This is a genomic window from Acinetobacter sp. ATCC 27244 (assembly GCF_000156555.1).
Lineage (GTDB): Bacteria > Pseudomonadota > Gammaproteobacteria > Pseudomonadales > Moraxellaceae > Acinetobacter > Acinetobacter haemolyticus.
In genome coordinates, this window is the sequence record NZ_GG665954.1 from 77,385 (window position 1) to 94,766 (window position 17,382).

A 17,382-nucleotide genomic window follows, 5' to 3' on the forward strand; every position below is an offset into this window, starting at 1 on the left:
CCGTTTTTAATCTAAATATATTTCCTGAAAATTAGATAATTTGCTCATAAATAAATAGAAACGGTTGTTGTTAAAATCAGTCAAATACCCAAAGATGATTGAAATATTTATTGGATAAGCTGCTGCAAGCTACGTCAATCTGTGCTTAAATTCCTATCTCAATTTGTTTCACTTTGACAAGGGAAAATTCATGCGTGCTTATAATTTCTGCGCTGGTCCTGCTGCATTACCTACTGCCGTTTTAGAAAAAGCTCAACAAGAAATGTTGGATTGGCAGGGTAAGGGGCTGTCGATCATGGAAATGAGTCATCGTAGCAATGATTATGTTGCTGTTGCGGAAAAGGCGGAAGCTGATTTACGCAAACTCATGAATATTCCTGAGAATTATAAAGTGCTGTTCTTACAAGGTGGCGCATCTCTCCAATTCTCGGCGATTCCGCTCAACTTGTTGGGTAAGAATAACAAAGCTGATTATATCCATACTGGGATTTGGTCTGAGAAAGCCTTAAAAGAAGCAAAGCGCTACGGTGATGTGAATGTTGTAGAAGCAGCTACTTTGCTTGATGGTAAACATGCGATCACAGAACAAAGTACTTGGAATCTTTCAAATGATGCAGCATATGTACATTATGCTGATAATGAAACCATTGGTGGTTTACAGTTCGCAAATGTTCCAGATGTAAAAGCACCATTAGTTTGTGATTATTCTTCTAGTATTTTATCTGCGCCGATAGACGTAAATAAATTTGGGCTCATTTATGCAGGTGCACAAAAGAATATTGGTCCTGCTGGATTAACTATTGTGATTATCCGTGATGATTTGCTGGATCAAGCGAAACCAGAAATTCCTAGTATTCTAAAATATGCAGACCAAGCGAAGAATGGTTCAATGGTGAATACACCTGCAACTTATGCTTGGTATTTGGCTGGTTTAGTTTTTGAATGGTTGCTAGAACAAGGTGGGGTAGAAGCGATTCATAAAGTGAATCAAGAAAAAGCAAAACTACTCTATGGTTATATCGATGCTAGTGATTTCTATAATAACCCGATTGCAGTTGCAAATCGTTCAATGATGAATGTCCCTTTCACCTTGGCAGATGAAGCATTGGAAAAGACCTTCTTGAAAGAAGCTGAAGCAAATCATTTGCTAAATTTAGCGGGACACCGTTCAGTGGGTGGTATGCGTGCAAGTATCTACAATGCTGTTCCATTGGAAGGTGTGCAGGCACTCGTGAGCTTTATGGATGAGTTTGCTAAACGTCATGGTTAAGTAATAAAGTTTATTTAAAATAAAAGCCCTCAAAACTGAGGGCTTTTATTATTTTACATTACGAATATGGTCAAAAATTAGAACAAGCCAACTTGATGAAAAATAAGTGCTGCTAAAAACATACCCAGTAGAAAAAAGCAATAAGCACCAACATCAAGTTTAAGACCTTGATCACTTGAATGAATAAGACTGGTGGTCGTTTGTTCTGGTATAATTTTCATTAGAACGCCTAAAATGCCATTTATGTGATTTTTTGTCACTTTAAAGCATTTTTAGCATAAATATTGGCCTGAATCCATAGGTTGCCACGAATATATTCGCCAATGTTAAAGTTTTTATACAAATCATTTTTAGTTGCGATGCGAATAAGGATTGCAGGTAAATCATCTTCTAAAACTAAAGTGACATCATAAAGGGTATATTCATCTTGCATAAACTGCGTAGTGGTTTTACCAACAATATTACCTTGGAACCAAGCTTCATCTTCTTGACCTAATGTTTCTCCAAATAAATAGGCAACCATTTTAGAAAAGTCGACAGTCACAGGTTCTTGATCTTCTGGTGTTTTTGGTACCCACTCATTAATAAGCTCCTGTAAGTTTTCAGGTGCAATCCCATTATGTTCTGCAAGAATTGCATTTAATGCTCGGTGGTGTTTAATTGAAGCTGGGTCATCAACAATGATTTTCTCGTCTTTGGAAACGGTTTCTAGTTCATATGCCCAAGCATTAAATTGAACTTGATAACTGTGGTTTTTGTCATATTGGCAGCGATTTACACTAAACAAATTATCAAATGCATAAATCACCGTATTTTTATTTAAGTTCAAACGTAACACGGCTTGAGTTGCAGAATCACAGGTAATAATTCGTTCGATCTGTGCATCATATTTATACGGGCTCTCAAAACTCGGAAATGCTGTTTTTAATGCACGAGGTTTTTGATCTTCAACGGCAATGATTTGGTTGATTGAAATACCCTGATGACTTGGCCCACGAATTAACCAAAATGATTGATCCATTTCCTGTTCATTTTCACAGAGTCCCATCGGCATGATCGGTGCATCAAGTGCCAATCCTAACCATTTGGGAACATCCGTTTCGGGCGTATCTGTTAACAGATTCCAATGCTCAGCATGATTACCGAAATTTTGATCTTGAATAGTAATGGTTTCTGGACTGTTTTGATTTTTCATAAAGCACGATGCAAAAAGATTGAACTTAATCTATTTAATCGAGGGTAACTGCTATATTTCAAGTCTGGATATGTAATTCTACAAAAATTAATTTATTTTGATCTTAATCCGACAAAATAGTGAAATGCTAAGATTAGCCACTGATCTTAACTCTACTTTTCTTGTAATCTGCTAAACTATATTTTTATTCTTGAGAGCGCTTGTCAACGTGCTGCCATTTAAATTATGGGTAGATGCGGATGCTTTACCAAAGATTTTACGTGAAGTGATTTTACGTGCATCGGATCGTTATCAACTCGAAGTTACTTTCGTCGCCAATCAAAATGTAGGGATTACACCCTCAATCAGAATTCAATCTATTCAAGTGATGAGTGGGGCAGATCGCGCCGATCAAGAAATTGTAGATCGTATGCAAGCGCACGATATTGTCATTACACAAGATATTCCGCTTGCAGCACAAGTGATTGAGAAGGGTGGAATTGCAATTCATCCTCGAGGTGAAATTTATACCACTGCAAATGTCAAAGCTCGATTACATTTACGTGATTTTATGGATACCTTGCGTGGTGCTGGGGTACAAACAGGTGGTCCACCTCCAATTTCTGAGCGAGATAAACGCGAATTTTCGAGTGCTTTAGACCAAACAATACTAAAACAAAAACGCAAAACCGCGTGTTGAGCAATCTATGCCATCTCGTCTTAACTTAATGCTGACTTATGGGTTATTGGTCTTTATTTGGGCTTCAACACCTTTAGCGATTGTTTGGAGTGTCTCTGATCTTCATCCAATGTGGGCATTACTGTTACGTTTTTTGATTGCCTTGCCATTGGCAATTACGGTTCTACTTTGTTTAAACGTAAAATTTCCCATGCATAAGTTGGCGTGGTTAAGCTATGTTGCAGGGTCACTCAGTTTGATTGGTTCGCAAATTTTTACTTATGCAGCTACGGCTTATCTAAGCTCAGGTTTGATTGCATTAATGTTTGGCCTAGCGCCGATTATGGCGGGTTTAATTGGACGATTTGGTTTTCAACAAAAATTAGCAACGCTACAATGGTTGGGGATGGGGACGTCAGTTATTGGATTAACAATGATTTGTCTGAGTGGGAATCAAAAACATGTACAACCGCTTGGAATCTTATTGATGTTACTCAGTGTTTTTTCTTATTCACTCTCTATCTTTTGGGTCAAAAAGATCAATGCGATTGTACAGCCCATGGCACAGGCAACAGGTTCGATATTCGTTTCGACATTTTTTGCCTTGTTATTACTGCCTTGGATCTGGCAATTTGCACCTACAGAGATTCCATCTGCAAAATCGTTATTGGCGTTGACTTATACGGTAATCATGGCTTCGTTAATTGCAATGTTTTGTTATTTCAAACTGGTTCAAAACCTACAAGCAACGACATTATCTTTAACCACAGTAATGACGCCGATGCTTGCGATTTTGATAGGTGCCTATCTCAATCATGAACAATTATCAGCACAGGTTTTTGTGGGCGCTAGTATTATTTTGTTTGGTTTATTGCTTTATTTTTATAAAGATTTAAGAACACACAAGCGACTAAGCACTTGAGTTTAATCATTTAATTAGCTGTTGATTTCATCCCGTTGCGCTTGTTGAATACTAGCTGCAAGTTTTGCACGGTCTTGTGGATTTAAAGTAATAAAATACGCACCGATGCGGAATTTACCTTGTTCATCTGCGGTACTATGTGCAACCTGTGCGGTCGCAGCGATATGAAAATAGTTCTCAGGATGACTCAAGGTAATATGAATATAAGTCCCTTCGTTAATATCCTGAGCGCTAAAGAAACTTAAACCATTTTCCGAAAAATTGACTTGTTCAGGTACAGGCAATTGAGATTGTACGATATTGTCGTAAAAAGAACCTGTAATCAGATTTAATTTTTGATTAAAAAGGGATAAGATGCGAGCAATTTGTTGATCTTTTTCATTTAATTGTTCTAATTCGTAGCGAAATGCATGATCAAATTGATCTAATTCAGCAAGTAGTAGAAAATAGCGCGGTAATACAAAATGAGAGTCATACGGATCATTCAGTGCAACATCATCTGGAATGATTTGATAGTTGATTCTCAACACAGCATCAATACGAGACATCACGCGACGTTCAGTGTTGTCGTCAACAAGATGATGTTGTGCATTTTCCATAATAAATCACCTCGGACTAGATGGTATGTTTAAGCCAATCTCGCTGTATATAGGGTTGAGATACACTCGTGCTCGGCGGAGTAATCATTTTATTTCTTTTATCGCCTTGGTTTCCATGATTGGTTTGACTCTCGGCGTTGCTGTTCTCATTACAGTTTTATCTGTTATGAATGGTTTTGATCGAGAATTAAAAACTCGTGTCCTCGGAATGGTACCACAAGCTACTGTTTCTTCTACTCAAATTTTAACAGATTGGCCAGAACTTGCAAAAAAAGTTGAGAGTCATCCACATGTCACGGGTGTAGCACCTTTCACACAATTGCAGGGGATGTTGACTGCTCATGGGCAGGTCGCGGGGATTATGGTCACGGGTATAGAACCAGAATATGAAAAACAGGTTTCAATTATCCAAAATCATATGGTGACAGGTGACTTAAATGCCTTACAAAAGGGTGAGTTTGGTATTGTTCTTGGAAAGGACATGACGGATGCACTTGGTTTGGGGCTAAATGACAATGTTACTTTGGTTCTTCCTGAAGCAACACCATCACCTGCTGGTGTGGTACCGCGTTTTAAACGTTTCAAGATTGTCGGTATCTTTAGTGTGGGTGCAGAAGTAGACTCAATGGTGGGTTATATTGCGTTGAACGATGCTTCAACTTTATTACGTTTACCAGATGGTGCACAGGGTATCCGTTTAAAGTTAGATAATATTTTTGCAGCGCCTAAAGTAGCAAATGAAATAGTTAGTGAATTACCGAGCAATTTTTACGCATCTAATTGGACATATACCCACGGTAATCTGTTCAATGCGATTCAAATGGAAAAAACCTTAGTCGGTTTGCTTCTATTCCTTATTATTGTTGTCGCGGCATTTAATATCGTTTCATCTTTGGTGATGGTAGTGACTGATAAGAAATCAGATATCGCTATTCTAAGGACTCTCGGTGCTTCGCCGTCTATGATTACTAAAATTTTCATGGTGCAGGGTACTGTGATTGGTGTCATTGGGACAATTGCGGGGACAATTTTAGGGGTGACTTTAGCATTGACCATTAGTGACATCATTTCTTGGTTTAATACTGTTTTAGGGTTAAATCTATTTGATGCATATTTTGTTCATTACTTACCGTCATATCTCAGATGGCAAGATGTGGTTGTGATCGTGATCGTGTCACTATTATTAAGTTTCTTGGCAACGATTTACCCTGCATTACGTGCAGCTAAAGTTCAACCTGCTGAGGCGCTGCGTTATGAGTAAGATTGTTTTAGAAGCTAAAGAAATTTATAAGCATTTTGATGATGGCAAAAGTAAAGTTGAAGTCATTAAAGGTTTATCACTTCAAGTAAATGCGGGTGAGTTTGTCTCAATTGTTGGAGCAAGTGGCTCGGGTAAGAGTACTTTATTGCATGTTTTGGGTGGCTTAGAGCAACCTTCACAAGGTCAAGTATTCTTGCAAGGACAGCGTTTCGATAATTTGGGTGAAGCTGACCGTGGTTTCAAACGGAATCAATATTTAGGTTTTGTGTATCAATTCCATCATTTGTTACCTGAATTTTCAGCCTTAGAAAATGTAGCGATGCCACTGATGTTCCGTGGTGATGTGCAATATAAGTCTGCTAAAGCTCAAGCAGAGTATTTATTGGATCGCGTGGGTTTGTCACATCGTATGGAACATAAGCCTGGTGAGTTATCTGGTGGTGAACGTCAACGTGTGGCACTTGCTCGTGCTTTGGTGACTAAGCCCGCTGTTGTACTCGCAGATGAACCAACAGGTAACTTGGATCGGAAAACAGCATTGAGTGTTTTTGAATTATTGACGGACTTGAAAAATGAACTCAATATGGCGATGTTAATTGTGACCCATGATGAGCAATTGGCACAATCGGCAGATTCAATTTTACATATGCAAGATGGTTTATGGATTGAACAACCATAAATTATTGATTTAAGCTCTTGTTAAAGCCCTGAAAAAGGGCTTTAATTTTGCCCACAGAAAAATCAAAATTAAATTCATCATTGATGCTAAAAATTATTTTATTGGGGTGGGTTGCGGGTATCGCACTTATGGGAATGCATTTCCCGATCATTACATCTACATGGTGGCTTTGGCTGATTATTGCATTCGCGATCTTTGGTTTCGGATTTTATTGGAAAAAGCAGTATTTTCATTATCCTATTTATAAAGCCTTGCTTTTAATCAGTGCGACTTGGGCATTATTTTGCACAGGTTATCATTATGCTGATATTCAATTACAACAACGTCTTATTTTTAAAGAACAAAATGTTGAAACATTTGAAACCATTGTTTATATCAAAAAGATCAGTGAACTGAATGAAAATGGCGAGAAACAAGTTGCTGAGGTTTTGAATCGACATGCGCAAAGTGTGAATTGGTTTCTTCATTTAAGAAAAGAAAAAGACACATCTAAAGTAGAACCAGAATTTCAATTGGGTTATTACTATCGTGTATCTGGGCAGATTCGACCCGCCCATAGTTATGCTGTTTCAGGTGCATTCGATCTGGAAAAATGGTTTTTACAACAAAATGTGCAGTCGGGATTCTCTGTACGAAATATTCAACCTATTCACGAAGATGAACTCTATCAGCTGGGTTATCATCATCATGTTCAGCAACAACAATCTCATTGGGCCATATTCTTATTAACTGTTGAAAAAAAGCGTCTGGCTTTTCGACAGATGCTACAGGCATCAGCATTCCAACATAAAGGGTTGCTATTGGCTTTGCTCACAGGGGATGAGAGTCTGTTATCTGATGCCGTAAAACAACAATTTCAACACCTTGGGATTTCACATTTATTGGCTATTTCTGGACCCCATGTGTTGGTATTTGCATTGATACTGACTTGGTCATTACAAAAGTTGATTCAGCGCTACTGCCCAAGCATCTATTTGAAGCAACCTCGACAATTACTACTATTGTTGCCCTTTATCTTTAGTGTCTTGTTATATGTGGCATTTGTTGGGTTTGAAATTCCAGCAATGAGAACATTATTAACCGTTAGCATTGTCAGTACTTTTATGTGCTTAAGACAGTCGATTCAGGCATTTAGTGTGTTGGTTTATAGTGCGAGCTTATTGTTAGTTTTAGATCCATTTAGCATTTTATCTGCTGCATTTTGGTTATCTTATGGCGCCTGTTTTATTTTGATAAGAATCTATCAGACGATTATACAGTTACCACAAAATGTAAATTTAACATTTAAACGAAAAATGATCTGGGGCAGTCATATTCTGATTGAATCGCAATGGAAAATTTTTGTCGCGTTATTGCCTTTGGTTTTGATTTTCTTTCAGCAAGTTTCATGGTTTGCTCCCTTAACTAATCTTATTGCTATCCCATTGTTAGGTGCTTGTATTGTTCCTTTAGATATTCTAGCTGCATGTGTGTGGTTAATTACTCCTACATTGGGGCAGTGGTTATTTCAAATGAATGATGTGTTTTTGTCATTCTTGATGCTGATTTTAGATGTACTTCAATCGATTTCGCCGCAGTTGTATGGGATAAGTTTCACTCCTTGGATGATGGTGAGTTTAATTATCGGTATTTTTCTATTGTTTTTGCCTAGAGGTATTGTTCCAAAGTTTTGGGCTGCTGTCTGTTTTCTACCGATATTTTGGGGTGTAAAAGCCCAACCCGAAGCATTGCACGTATTAGATGTTGGTCAAGGACAAGCTGTCTTAGTACAACATACCAAAGGTAATCTCCTGATTGATACTGGTGGATCATTTGATGAAACCAAATTCAGTATCGGGGAGCGAGTGGTTATTCCTTTTCTACGTCAGCAAGGTATTCGGCGATTGGAACACGTTGTGTTATCGCATTTGGATCAAGATCATAGTGGAGCATTTACGTCGATTCAGAATAGTTTTGAAATTGATTTGGTTCAATCGAATGAAAAGCATGAAAAAATGCAATTTAAGGAGAATTTTTCATTTTGCCAACAAGGTCAACAGTGGTCATTTCCAAACATCAACATCCAAATTTTATTTCCTCGAGCCAATGAATTGAGCTATGCGAAATATCAGAAAAATGAATATTCTTGTGTGCTCTATGTGCAATTTTTAGATGCTCAACCTTATCAGAACTTTTTGATTATGGGGGATGCAGGCTGGGAAACCGAATATAAATTGTTACAGCAGTATCCAGATTTAAAAGTCGATGTGTTAATTCTTGGTCATCATGGCAGTAAGCATAGCTCTGCTTACGAATTTTTGGTAAGCCTCAAGCCCAAACTTACAATCGCTTCTGCGGGATTTAATAATCGTTACGGACATCCCAGTCAGGAGGTTTTAAAACGATTGCAGCACTTAAATATTCCAATATTAAATACAGCAGATGCGGGTACGATCAGCTTTATGATGAATAATCATGATGGGGTGTTGCTACAGCATCGACAAAAAAGAAAATGGTTATCCAAAAATAGCCTAAGTAATTGATGCTTGCTGAGTTAAATGGCGAACTTCTGCAACTTTGGCTAATGCTTGATTTTCATCTATGTCATAGATTCTTTTTAATTCTTGATTGGCACTAAAGCGTTTGTAACTCCAGTGATAATGATCAGGATAGCGTTTAATTAATTGTTCTAAAGTCTGGTGAATAATTAATGTTCCATCTTCGGCACTACCTTGGTAAATTTGAGGGTCAATCGGCTCAATATACATATCAAAGCCATCTTGATCATTACGCATTGTATAAATGAGTAGTGCCTTTGCCTTAGTTTTTTGAATTAACTTTGCACTCAAACTACTTGAAGCGAGAGGAATATCAAAATAATTGATCATTTCTCCGCCATGATCAGGTGTGTGATCAGGTAGGATAGCAGTTGTGCCGCCTTGTTTTAATGCTTTAAAGATTTGACGGACACCACTTTCATCTGTTGGTACTAGATGTGCCTGTTCACGACTGCGCGCTTCTCGCACAAAACGATCTGCATCAGGATTTTTAACAGGTTTGTAGAGAATCGTCATTTCTGTGTATTGAGAAAGCCAGGCATTCATGACTTCCCAAGTTCCGAAATGTGGAACGATCAAAACAATTCCTTTTTTTTCAGCCAAAGCCTCATGTAAATATTGCTCACCAGATACATTTTGAATGCGTTGAATGTTCTTCTGATTGGATGATCCCCAAATGCTTAAAAACTCAAAGTATGAGGTTAATTCATTTTGAATTGCTTTTTGGGTCAACTGTTGTCGTTGCTGTTGATCCATATTCGGGAAAGCAATCTGTATATTTAGACTAATAATTTTTGATATTTTAGAAAGTTGAAAACTCGTGAGAAATCCAGCAAGCATACGTGCAAAGAAACGTCCTAATTGAATCGGCTGGCGACTCAGAAATTTGATTAGACGGTAACTAGTGTTGCTAGATTTTGATTGAGCCATGTATTTTAAATGCGAAAAATTACAAAGTGAGAGTATAAGGTAAAAAATAATTATAAGTTAAAATAAGTTATTTAAACAGTTTTGCTCAAATCAGCGTATATAATAAAGCCACTTTTAAAATATATTGGATTGGAGTCTTATGTCCGATTGGCCACCAAAACCACAAAATGAACCCACAAATCCGAATAATGTGACAGGCAAAGAATGGCAGATTTTAGAAAAGGCCGTATTGGCTTCTGTCGAAGAGCAGCGTCGAAGCCGACGTTGGAGTATCTTTTTTAAATTCCTAGGTTTTGCATATTTACTTTTCGTGTTGATTGCAATGGGTAAAGGGTGTTCGACGTCTTCGACGAAAACAACGACCAATATTACCAGTGATCATTTGGCAGTTGTGGATATTATTGGAACGATCGACTCTTCCAGCGGTTCTTCTACTGTAAACAGTGATGATACAAATAAGGCACTCAAACGTGCTTTTGAGGCAAGTGGTAGTAAAGCAGTTGCCTTGAATATCAACTCACCAGGTGGCTCTCCTGTGCAATCTGATGAAATTTGGCAAGAAATCCGTTACCTGAAGAAACAACATCCTGATAAGAAGGTCTATGCTGTGATTGGTGATATGGGTGCATCGGGTGCTTATTATATTGCTTCAGCAGCAGATGAAATTATTGTCAATCCATCGAGTTTGGTGGGATCAATCGGTGTCATTATGCCAAATTATGGTTTAAGCGGATTGGCTCAAAAGCTTGGGATAGAGGATCGTACTTTAACCTCAGGTAGTAATAAAGATATTTTGAGTATGACTAAACCTCTTGATCCAGCACAAAAACAGCATGTGCAATCAGTATTGGATAATGTGCATGCTCATTTTATTAATGCGGTTAAAGAAGGTCGTGGTAAGCGTTTGAAATCAAATGATCCTGCGATTTTTTCTGGTCTATTTTGGACAGGTGAACAGGCAGTTGCCTTAGGTGTCGCGGACCGTAGTGGTAGTATGACGACATTAATGCGTGATCTAAATGTGAGTCAAAAAGTTGATTATACTGTTCAACGTAATCCTTTCGAGTCTATTTTAGGGCGTATGGGGGCAAAGATCGGCGAGGGAATTAGTAGTTCACTTGCAGATCAACTTCAGACTCAACAAAACGCAAAAATACAATAACGCCGCTAAAATATTTTAATCTTCAGGGCTGTACTTCATTGCAGCCCTAGTTTTTTCAAAAATAACTACTCAGTTCTTCCTTTTTGGTTGCTACACTGTTTAAGTGGAAGATACTTTATCAATCTATACGCTTAAAAAGACTGTTATGAAACCTATTATTCATTTTGCCCATGCCAATGGGGTTCCATCTAAAGTTTATCAAAAGCTTTTTCGCCAATTGGAAGATCAATACGACATTATTTATGTTGCTGAGATAGGAACAGATAAGCGTTATCCTATCACAAATGGCTGGTCACATTTGGTAGACCAAGTAATTGATAGTGTTGTGCAACAAGCACAAGGGCGTCAGGTGATTGGTTTAGGACATTCTTTAGGTTCGGTGCTGACATTGATGGCAGCTTATCGTCGTCCTGAGTTATTTTCTCAAGTGATTATGCTGGATCCACCTTTAATTATTGGTAAGGCTTCTTTTGTTTTTCATCTGGCTAAAATTTTTAAGCCTAAATTAGTCGACAAGATCACTCCAGCAGGTCTATCGGCTCGCCGTCGAGATCATTGGGAGTCACGTGAACAAGCTGCCGAATTGCTTGGTTCAAGAGGTTTCTACCAACATTTTGATCCTGACTGTTTTCAAGCATATATTGACTATGCATTAACCAATGATCCGCAAAGAGGTGGGGTGACATTGACGATTCCCAAAGCGGATGAAGTTGGATTATTTAGAACTACACCTTCGATGTGGTGGTTGCCGATGCCCAAACCGCCTGTTCCAGTCCATTTAGTGGTTGGTCGTGACAGTGTTTTCTTAAAAGAAAAATTCCCTCAAGTCGCACAAAAGAAATTGGGAATTCCTTTTTCTGTGGTTGAGGGTGGCCATATGTTCCCCTTAGAACATCCATTGGAAACAGTTGATAAAATTAAAAGTCTGATGCGTTGAGCCAATAAAAAACACATCCGAGGATGTGTTTTTTATTTTTTAGTATTGTGCAAACTGAATGGGTTGAGTTAATGGTTTTTGATTGAAGTAGGCTTGACCATTTTGCCAAGTTAATTGACCCGTACAAAACCATTGTACAACTTGAGGGTAAATGAAATGCTCAAGTTGGTGTACCCGTTGCGCTAAGCTTTCTACAGTGTCATTTAGACTGACTTGAATTGCAGATTGTGCAATGCTTTGACCAGCATCTAATTCTGCTGTTACAAAATGAACCGTACAACCATGCAAGCGATCTCCAGTATTTAACACACGTTGATGTGTATTAACACCTTTATAGAAAGGCAGCAGAGAAGGGTGGATATTTAACATTTTACCTTGCCATTTACTGACAAAGTTTGGTGTTAAAATCCGCATAAAACCTGCAAGTATGACTAAATCAATTTGCCATGCGATCAATTGTTGATGCATAGCTTCATCAAAGCTTTCTCTAGTTGGAAAGTCTTTATGTGAAATGACTGCGGTTGCAATATTGGCATCTTCGGCACGTTGTAATGCATAAGCATCAGCTTTGTTGGATAAGACACCAATGATTTGCCCTGACAGATTAGTATCTATCAGGGCTTGTAGGTTGCTACCGTTGCCAGAGACAAGGACCGCAATTCTCATTATGCAAAGATCACACGAATTTTTTCGTCAGCGCCTTCAACAGATTCAGCATTTTCTTGGATATGACCAATCTTCCAAGCTTTTTCACCTTGTGCATTTAAGACTTCAATTGCTTTATCTGCTTCACTAGGATCAACCGCAATGACCATACCAACGCCACAGTTAAATGTGCGATACATTTCGAAGCGTTCTACATTGCCTTCGCGTTGTAGTAATTGGAATAACTCAGACCATTCCCAGCTTGATTCATCAATGACAGCTTGTGCGCCATTCGGAAGGACGCGAGGAAGGTTACCTGGTAAACCACCACCTGTGATATGTGCCATTGCATGCACGTCAACTTGTTTGCACAGTTCTAAAACAGGTTTTACATAAATGCGCGTTGGTTCCATTGCAACATCAGCGAGTGGGCGACCATCAACGATTTGAGTTAAATCTACATTCTTAACATCTAAAATTTTGCGTAGTAATGAATAACCATTTGAGTGAGCACCACTTGATGCTACACCGATCAAAACATCACCGGCTTTGACTTTAGTGCCGTCAATGATCTTACTTTGTTCAACGACACCTACTGCGAAACCAGCAAGGTCGTAATCTTCACCTTCATACATACCCGGCATTTCAGCAGTTTCACCACCGACCAGTGCGCAACCAGCAAGCTCACAACCTTTACCGATACCCGTTACAACGTTTGCTGCAACATCTACATTCAAATGTCCAGTTGCATAGTAATCTAAGAAGAATAAAGGTTCTGCACCACAAACCAGTAAATCGTTTACACACATTGCGACAAGATCTTGTCCAATCGTGTCATGACGATTGAGGTTGAGGGCTAAGCGTAATTTTGTACCTACGCCGTCAGTTCCTGAAACCAATACAGGCTCTTCATAACCTTTTGGAATTTTGCATAGTGCGCCAAAACCACCAAGACCGCCCATGACTTCAGGACGAGTGGTGCGTTTTGCGACAGATTTGATACGATCGACCAGTGCGTCGCCCGCTTCAATGTCGACGCCCGCATCTTTGTAGCTTAAACCAGTATTTGGGGTAGAAGTTGAGTTGCTCATAGTGAAGTCTCCGCATTGGCGGCAGATTATAACCTGAATATACGAAACTCTTATGTTATTTATGCTCGAAAATGCTATCTTTATTAAAAATTTTTTCCATTTATAACGATTACACGAACAAAGGTTAAATTTTATGCAAGATCTGGTACTCCGCCGTATCTTTATCCTCGCTGGGATCGCATTATTGCTTTGGGTGCTTTATCTACTCAAGCCGATTGTGATCCCGTTTGTTGGTGCGTTTTTGATTGCATATTTTTTTAGTCCGCTGGTTGACGTCTTAGTGAAGATCAAGCTACCACGTTGGTTAGCGATTAGTGTGGTATTTATCGGTATTGGTGTGACACTAACCGTTGTTTTATGGTTCCTTGCTCCGCTTGTATGGAAACAATTGATTTATGCTCGGGATAGCATTCCAGCAGGTATTCATTGGGTAAATGCAACGTTTCTACCTTGGATGTCTGAAACTTTTGATTTGGTTCCAATGGAAATTGACACTGATCAAATCTCAAAAGTCGTGATGGAATATGTACAAACAAATTATAGCTCAGATAGCATTCAAACCTTTGCTCTACGTCTTGCACAATCAGGTCTAAATTTTATCCAAATTGGTGGGATTATTATTTTGATCCCGATTATTTCCTTCTATTTCCTTTTGGATTGGGAAAGAATGCTTCAAAGTTTACGTCGCTTGATTCCACGTCCATATGAAGCATCAACTTTAAAAATTATCCGCGAATGCCATAGTGTATTAGGTGCGTTTGTAAAAGGTCAGTTTTTAGTGATGCTTTTATTAGGGGTGATCTATGCTGTAGGACTGCAACTTATTGGCTTAGAAGTGGGGCTGATTATAGGGATGGTCGCAGGTCTGGCAAGTATCATTCCATATCTTGGTTTTGCCGTTGGGATTATTGCTGCAGTTGTTGCCACTTTATTTCAGTTTGGACTAGATTGGACACAACTGCTTTTGGTTGGAGCTGTTTTCCTTGTTGGGCAAATGGTGGAAGGCTATATTCTTCAACCTTTCCTACTCGGAGATAAAATTGGTTTGTCTCCGGTTGCGGTAGTATTTGCTGTTTTAGCTGGTGCCCAACTCGCAGGTTTTCTTGGAATGTTGATTGCATTGCCTGTCGCGGCTGTGATTGTTGTATTACTCAGACATGCTCGAGACAATTATGAAAAAAGCAGATTCTATGGACTCCCCCAAGAAATGGTTGTCGTTGAAAGTACGCCACAACATATCAGTGTTGAAACCGATCAAGTAGAGCTTGATCTTGAAATAAAAAACTCTCAAGATACAGAGACTTCTAATCTAAAAGATGACTCCAAGTAAGCGGGGAACAAATTAACTCTATGCGTCAATTACAACTGGATATTGAACCACAACTGGATGCCCGAATTAGTGATTTTTCGGGGCCGGGTTGGGGACCTGTAGTTGATGCAGTGAGACAACTACATACAGGGTTGGTTAGCCGTCTGTATATTTATGGTGGTGCTGGAACAGGAAAAAGCCATTTATTATCAGCGATTTGTGATTCATATCTAGAGTTGGGGCGTCCAGCCATAAAGGTTTCTTTGCTGGCTTTATTAGATGCACCAATTGAAGCGATTACTGCTTTAGAGTTTTATGATTTAGTGGCATTAGATGATATTGATGCAATTAGTGGAGTGCCTCATTGGCAAAAAGCAGTTTTCCATTTGATGAATAACCATGAGGGGCAATTGGTTTTTTCATCTAGAGTTGCGCCGATTGAGTTGAAATTAGAGCTTCCCGATTTGCAATCAAGACTGACACAGGCTGTGAGCGTAAAAGCGCCAAATGGAAGCTCTTTTGTTGATCGACAGGCATTACTACAATCTGTGATGACACGTCGAGGCATTCATTTTGATCAGCAAATTGTGGACTACTTGTTGCACAATGGTCCTCATCAAGCTTCAATTCTTTTACAGACATTGGCTCAATTAGAAAAAATGCTGAAAGGTGAAAAAACCAAGCTATCTAACACCACATTGAAACAAATTTATGCATTGATTGATGAATATCGCCAATAGCATAAAATTTCTTGAGTAATTTCGAGAGCTGTGACAAAGTACGCACAAAGGATGTGGGTGCAAAATCGGATTTTTGCAATACCTAGAAAAATGAAAATAGAAGGAGAACGGTATGCTCAAGCGGACGCTTGCCTGTGCTTTATTTGCGATTACTGGACATGCATATTCAGCAGATATTCTTGTTACGACATTAGTGGATGAAGACAAAAATGATTCCGTTTGTTCATTACGTGAAGCTATATTCTTTTTAAATAATCGAACTGAAGATCAATATAAAAATGGCTACAACGGATGTGGTAATGAAAGTTCTAGCTCTACAATTATATTAAAGCGAGATCAAGAATATAAATTAAATAGTCAGTTAGAAATTAAAGCGCCAATGACCATAGCAACAGCTGCAAGTACGGACTTTAATAATCAGAAGATAGGTTTGAATAATGCGACGATTAGTATAACTGGGAAAAATCGATTATTTGTGATCGATGATGGTAATGTTGAGAACGATTTAATTATTGTTAATTTGAAAGAGCTTAATTTAAAAGGTTCTGCTGAGCGTATTCCTAATAATGGTGGACTTATTCTAAATCGTGAAGATTTGAGGGTTGAATACTCTCGTTTCATCAAGGGTGATGCGAATAAAGGCGGAGCAATATACAATGCAGGTCTTCTATCATCTCAGAAAACGGCTGGTAGAGTCAGAATTTTTAGTAGCATATTTCAACATAATAAAGCAGATCAGGGCGCTGTGATATACAGTGAAATGCCTCGCTATTTGATTTCACACTCTGTGATTCGGGATAATGAAGGTTTATCTAATCCAGAGGGGGCGTTACTATTCGTCCAAACGGGTTTAAGTGATCAAACGATTGGTACTGCTTTGCAAAATCGAGATGCGGGAATCACAAATAGTACGATTTTTCACAATAAAGGTGGTCATGTCGCTAATATTCGCGAAGGTATGATTTTAAATAATTTGACAGTAATCAAAAACGCAGCTGGGCTGTATCTGCAGTCATTAAATCGAAAAGTAACAACAACGATTACTGAGGATGGAGAAACAAAAGAGGAAGTTAAGGAGTATCCTAGTTCTTATATCTCCAACAGTATTATTGTTGAAAATGGTAATAAAAACTGTACAACAACAACGAATGATACAACTGTGGTGCAGAGTAATTTAACAACAGTTGAATGCGATCATAATCCGACCGACCGTTTGCCTAATTTTATGATAGGAAATAACAAACTGATTGCTGGAAAGGATGATTTGGGAATCTGTGATGCACCACCTGCAGATGGTTTGTTATGCCCATACAATACACCTAAAGATCAGATGTTAGGTTTTTTCAAGCCACGTTTATTGGCTTCATATAATCGTTTGTCTGATTCACTTATTGTTAATAAAGGGCGTATTTATAGTGATGGCACGAACTTTAGTTTAGCAAATGGC

At 38.6% G+C, this 17,382-nt stretch carries 17 protein-coding genes; 11 read left to right on the forward strand and 6 right to left on the reverse strand.

What is annotated here, in order from left to right; genetic code table 11:
* Window positions 1-190 precede the first annotated feature (190 nt).
* The gene (gene serC, locus HMPREF0023_RS07880; RefSeq protein ID WP_008941744.1) at window positions 191-1,270 is read left to right on the forward strand and encodes a 3-phosphoserine/phosphohydroxythreonine transaminase; all 1,080 of its coding nucleotides are present in this window, start codon (window positions 191-193) and stop codon (window positions 1,268-1,270) included.
* Window positions 1,271-1,347: 77 nt separating this feature from the next.
* Here serC and HMPREF0023_RS16725 read toward each other — a convergent pair whose 3' ends face one another.
* Together HMPREF0023_RS16725 and HMPREF0023_RS07885 are read right to left on the reverse strand one after the other, a co-directional pair.
* Window positions 1,348-1,491: a hypothetical protein gene (locus tag HMPREF0023_RS16725; RefSeq protein ID WP_004757630.1), complete on the reverse strand. Its 144-nt coding sequence runs from the start codon at window positions 1,489-1,491 to the stop codon at window positions 1,348-1,350.
* Window positions 1,492-1,526: 35 nt separating this feature from the next.
* Window positions 1,527-2,465: a hypothetical protein gene (locus HMPREF0023_RS07885; protein WP_008941745.1), complete on the reverse strand. Its 939-nt coding sequence runs from the start codon at window positions 2,463-2,465 to the stop codon at window positions 1,527-1,529.
* A 208-nt stretch (window positions 2,466-2,673) separates the two neighbouring features.
* Between HMPREF0023_RS07885 and HMPREF0023_RS07890 the strand changes: the two genes are divergently transcribed.
* The gene (locus HMPREF0023_RS07890; RefSeq protein ID WP_008941746.1) at window positions 2,674-3,144 is read left to right on the forward strand and encodes a YaiI/YqxD family protein; all 471 of its coding nucleotides are present in this window, start codon (window positions 2,674-2,676) and stop codon (window positions 3,142-3,144) included.
* A 7-nt stretch (window positions 3,145-3,151) separates the two neighbouring features.
* Window positions 3,152-4,045, forward strand: coding sequence for a DMT family transporter (locus HMPREF0023_RS07895; protein WP_004640144.1), 894 nt, complete (start codon window positions 3,152-3,154; stop codon window positions 4,043-4,045).
* 14 nt (window positions 4,046-4,059) lie between these two features.
* On the opposite strand, the gene HMPREF0023_RS07900 is transcribed toward HMPREF0023_RS07895, so the two are convergent.
* Window positions 4,060-4,644, reverse strand: coding sequence for a PilZ domain-containing protein (locus HMPREF0023_RS07900; protein WP_004640143.1), 585 nt, complete (start codon window positions 4,642-4,644; stop codon window positions 4,060-4,062).
* Window positions 4,645-4,669: 25 nt separating this feature from the next.
* On the opposite strand from HMPREF0023_RS07900, the gene HMPREF0023_RS07905 reads away from it, so the two are divergent.
* The 3 genes from HMPREF0023_RS07905 to HMPREF0023_RS07915 all read left to right on the forward strand — a co-directional run bounded on the left by HMPREF0023_RS07905 (window position 4,670) and on the right by HMPREF0023_RS07915 (window position 9,106).
* Window positions 4,670-5,905, forward strand: a complete 1,236-nt coding sequence (locus HMPREF0023_RS07905) for a lipoprotein-releasing ABC transporter permease subunit (RefSeq protein ID WP_005084477.1) — start codon at window positions 4,670-4,672, stop codon at window positions 5,903-5,905.
* Window positions 5,898-6,584 (forward strand): lipoprotein-releasing ABC transporter ATP-binding protein LolD, encoded by a 687-nt coding sequence (gene lolD / locus HMPREF0023_RS07910; protein ID WP_004640139.1) that lies wholly within the window; start codon window positions 5,898-5,900, stop codon window positions 6,582-6,584. The genes HMPREF0023_RS07905 and lolD overlap by 8 nt, the downstream gene beginning before the upstream one ends.
* Window positions 6,585-6,667: 83 nt before the next feature.
* Window positions 6,668-9,106, forward strand: a complete 2,439-nt coding sequence (locus HMPREF0023_RS07915) for a DNA internalization-related competence protein ComEC/Rec2 (RefSeq protein ID WP_008941748.1) — start codon at window positions 6,668-6,670, stop codon at window positions 9,104-9,106.
* On the opposite strand, the gene HMPREF0023_RS07920 is transcribed toward HMPREF0023_RS07915, so the two are convergent.
* Entirely contained in the window at window positions 9,095-10,051 is a 957-nt protein-coding gene (locus HMPREF0023_RS07920; protein WP_008941749.1) for a lysophospholipid acyltransferase family protein, read from the reverse strand. The two genes, HMPREF0023_RS07915 and HMPREF0023_RS07920, sit on opposite strands and share 12 nt — an antisense overlap.
* A gap of 139 nt (window positions 10,052-10,190) precedes the next feature.
* Between HMPREF0023_RS07920 and sppA the strand changes: the two genes are divergently transcribed.
* Complete coding sequence (gene sppA, locus HMPREF0023_RS07925) at window positions 10,191-11,213, forward strand: signal peptide peptidase SppA (protein WP_005084487.1); 1,023 nt, start codon at window positions 10,191-10,193, stop codon at window positions 11,211-11,213.
* A 145-nt stretch (window positions 11,214-11,358) separates the two neighbouring features.
* Window positions 11,359-12,150 carry an alpha/beta fold hydrolase gene (locus tag HMPREF0023_RS07930; protein ID WP_017396697.1) on the forward strand — a complete coding sequence of 264 codons (792 nt, stop codon included), beginning with the start codon at window positions 11,359-11,361 and terminating at the stop codon, window positions 12,148-12,150.
* Between the two features lie 39 nt (window positions 12,151-12,189).
* On the opposite strand, the gene purN is transcribed toward HMPREF0023_RS07930, so the two are convergent.
* Together purN and purM are read right to left on the reverse strand one after the other, a co-directional pair.
* On the reverse strand, window positions 12,190-12,819 hold the full coding sequence (gene purN / locus HMPREF0023_RS07935; RefSeq protein ID WP_171057915.1) for a phosphoribosylglycinamide formyltransferase: 630 nt from the start codon (window positions 12,817-12,819) through the stop codon (window positions 12,190-12,192).
* Complete coding sequence (purM, locus tag HMPREF0023_RS07940; RefSeq protein ID WP_005089611.1) at window positions 12,816-13,886, reverse strand: phosphoribosylformylglycinamidine cyclo-ligase; 1,071 nt, start codon at window positions 13,884-13,886, stop codon at window positions 12,816-12,818. The genes purN and purM overlap by 4 nt, the downstream gene beginning before the upstream one ends.
* Before the next feature lie 133 nt (window positions 13,887-14,019).
* Here purM and cxpE point away from each other — a divergent pair, with 133 nt between their 5' ends.
* The 3 genes from cxpE to rbtA all read left to right on the forward strand — a co-directional run.
* Window positions 14,020-15,216 carry a chloramphenicol efflux transporter CxpE gene (cxpE, locus tag HMPREF0023_RS07945; RefSeq protein WP_008941752.1) on the forward strand — a complete coding sequence of 399 codons (1,197 nt, stop codon included), beginning with the start codon at window positions 14,020-14,022 and terminating at the stop codon, window positions 15,214-15,216.
* Window positions 15,217-15,236: 20 nt separating this feature from the next.
* Entirely contained in the window at window positions 15,237-15,935 is a 699-nt protein-coding gene (locus tag HMPREF0023_RS07950; RefSeq protein WP_004640121.1) for a DnaA ATPase domain-containing protein, read from the forward strand.
* A gap of 112 nt (window positions 15,936-16,047) precedes the next feature.
* Window positions 16,048-17,382 (forward strand): rhombotarget A (rbtA, locus tag HMPREF0023_RS07955; RefSeq protein ID WP_008941753.1); only part of this gene is annotated, 1,335 nt, incomplete at its 3' end.

Coding starts and splice junctions, on each gene's coding strand:
- serC (WP_008941744.1), top strand. CDS start 191: ATGCGTGCTTATAATTTCTGCGCTGGTCCTGCTGCATTACCTACTGCC.
- HMPREF0023_RS16725 (WP_004757630.1), bottom strand. CDS start 1,491: ATGAAAATTATACCAGAACAAACGACCACCAGTCTTATTCATTCAAGT.
- HMPREF0023_RS07885 (WP_008941745.1), bottom strand. CDS start 2,465: ATGAAAAATCAAAACAGTCCAGAAACCATTACTATTCAAGATCAAAAT.
- HMPREF0023_RS07895 (WP_004640144.1), top strand. CDS start 3,152: ATGCCATCTCGTCTTAACTTAATGCTGACTTATGGGTTATTGGTCTTT.
- HMPREF0023_RS07900 (WP_004640143.1), bottom strand. CDS start 4,644: ATGGAAAATGCACAACATCATCTTGTTGACGACAACACTGAACGTCGC.
- HMPREF0023_RS07905 (WP_005084477.1), top strand. CDS start 4,670: ATGTTTAAGCCAATCTCGCTGTATATAGGGTTGAGATACACTCGTGCT.
- lolD (WP_004640139.1), top strand. CDS start 5,898: ATGAGTAAGATTGTTTTAGAAGCTAAAGAAATTTATAAGCATTTTGAT.
- HMPREF0023_RS07915 (WP_008941748.1), top strand. CDS start 6,668: ATGCTAAAAATTATTTTATTGGGGTGGGTTGCGGGTATCGCACTTATG.
- HMPREF0023_RS07920 (WP_008941749.1), bottom strand. CDS start 10,051: ATGGCTCAATCAAAATCTAGCAACACTAGTTACCGTCTAATCAAATTT.
- sppA (WP_005084487.1), top strand. CDS start 10,191: ATGTCCGATTGGCCACCAAAACCACAAAATGAACCCACAAATCCGAAT.
- HMPREF0023_RS07930 (WP_017396697.1), top strand. CDS start 11,359: ATGAAACCTATTATTCATTTTGCCCATGCCAATGGGGTTCCATCTAAA.
- purM (WP_005089611.1), bottom strand. CDS start 13,886: ATGAGCAACTCAACTTCTACCCCAAATACTGGTTTAAGCTACAAAGAT.
- cxpE (WP_008941752.1), top strand. CDS start 14,020: ATGCAAGATCTGGTACTCCGCCGTATCTTTATCCTCGCTGGGATCGCA.
- HMPREF0023_RS07950 (WP_004640121.1), top strand. CDS start 15,237: ATGCGTCAATTACAACTGGATATTGAACCACAACTGGATGCCCGAATT.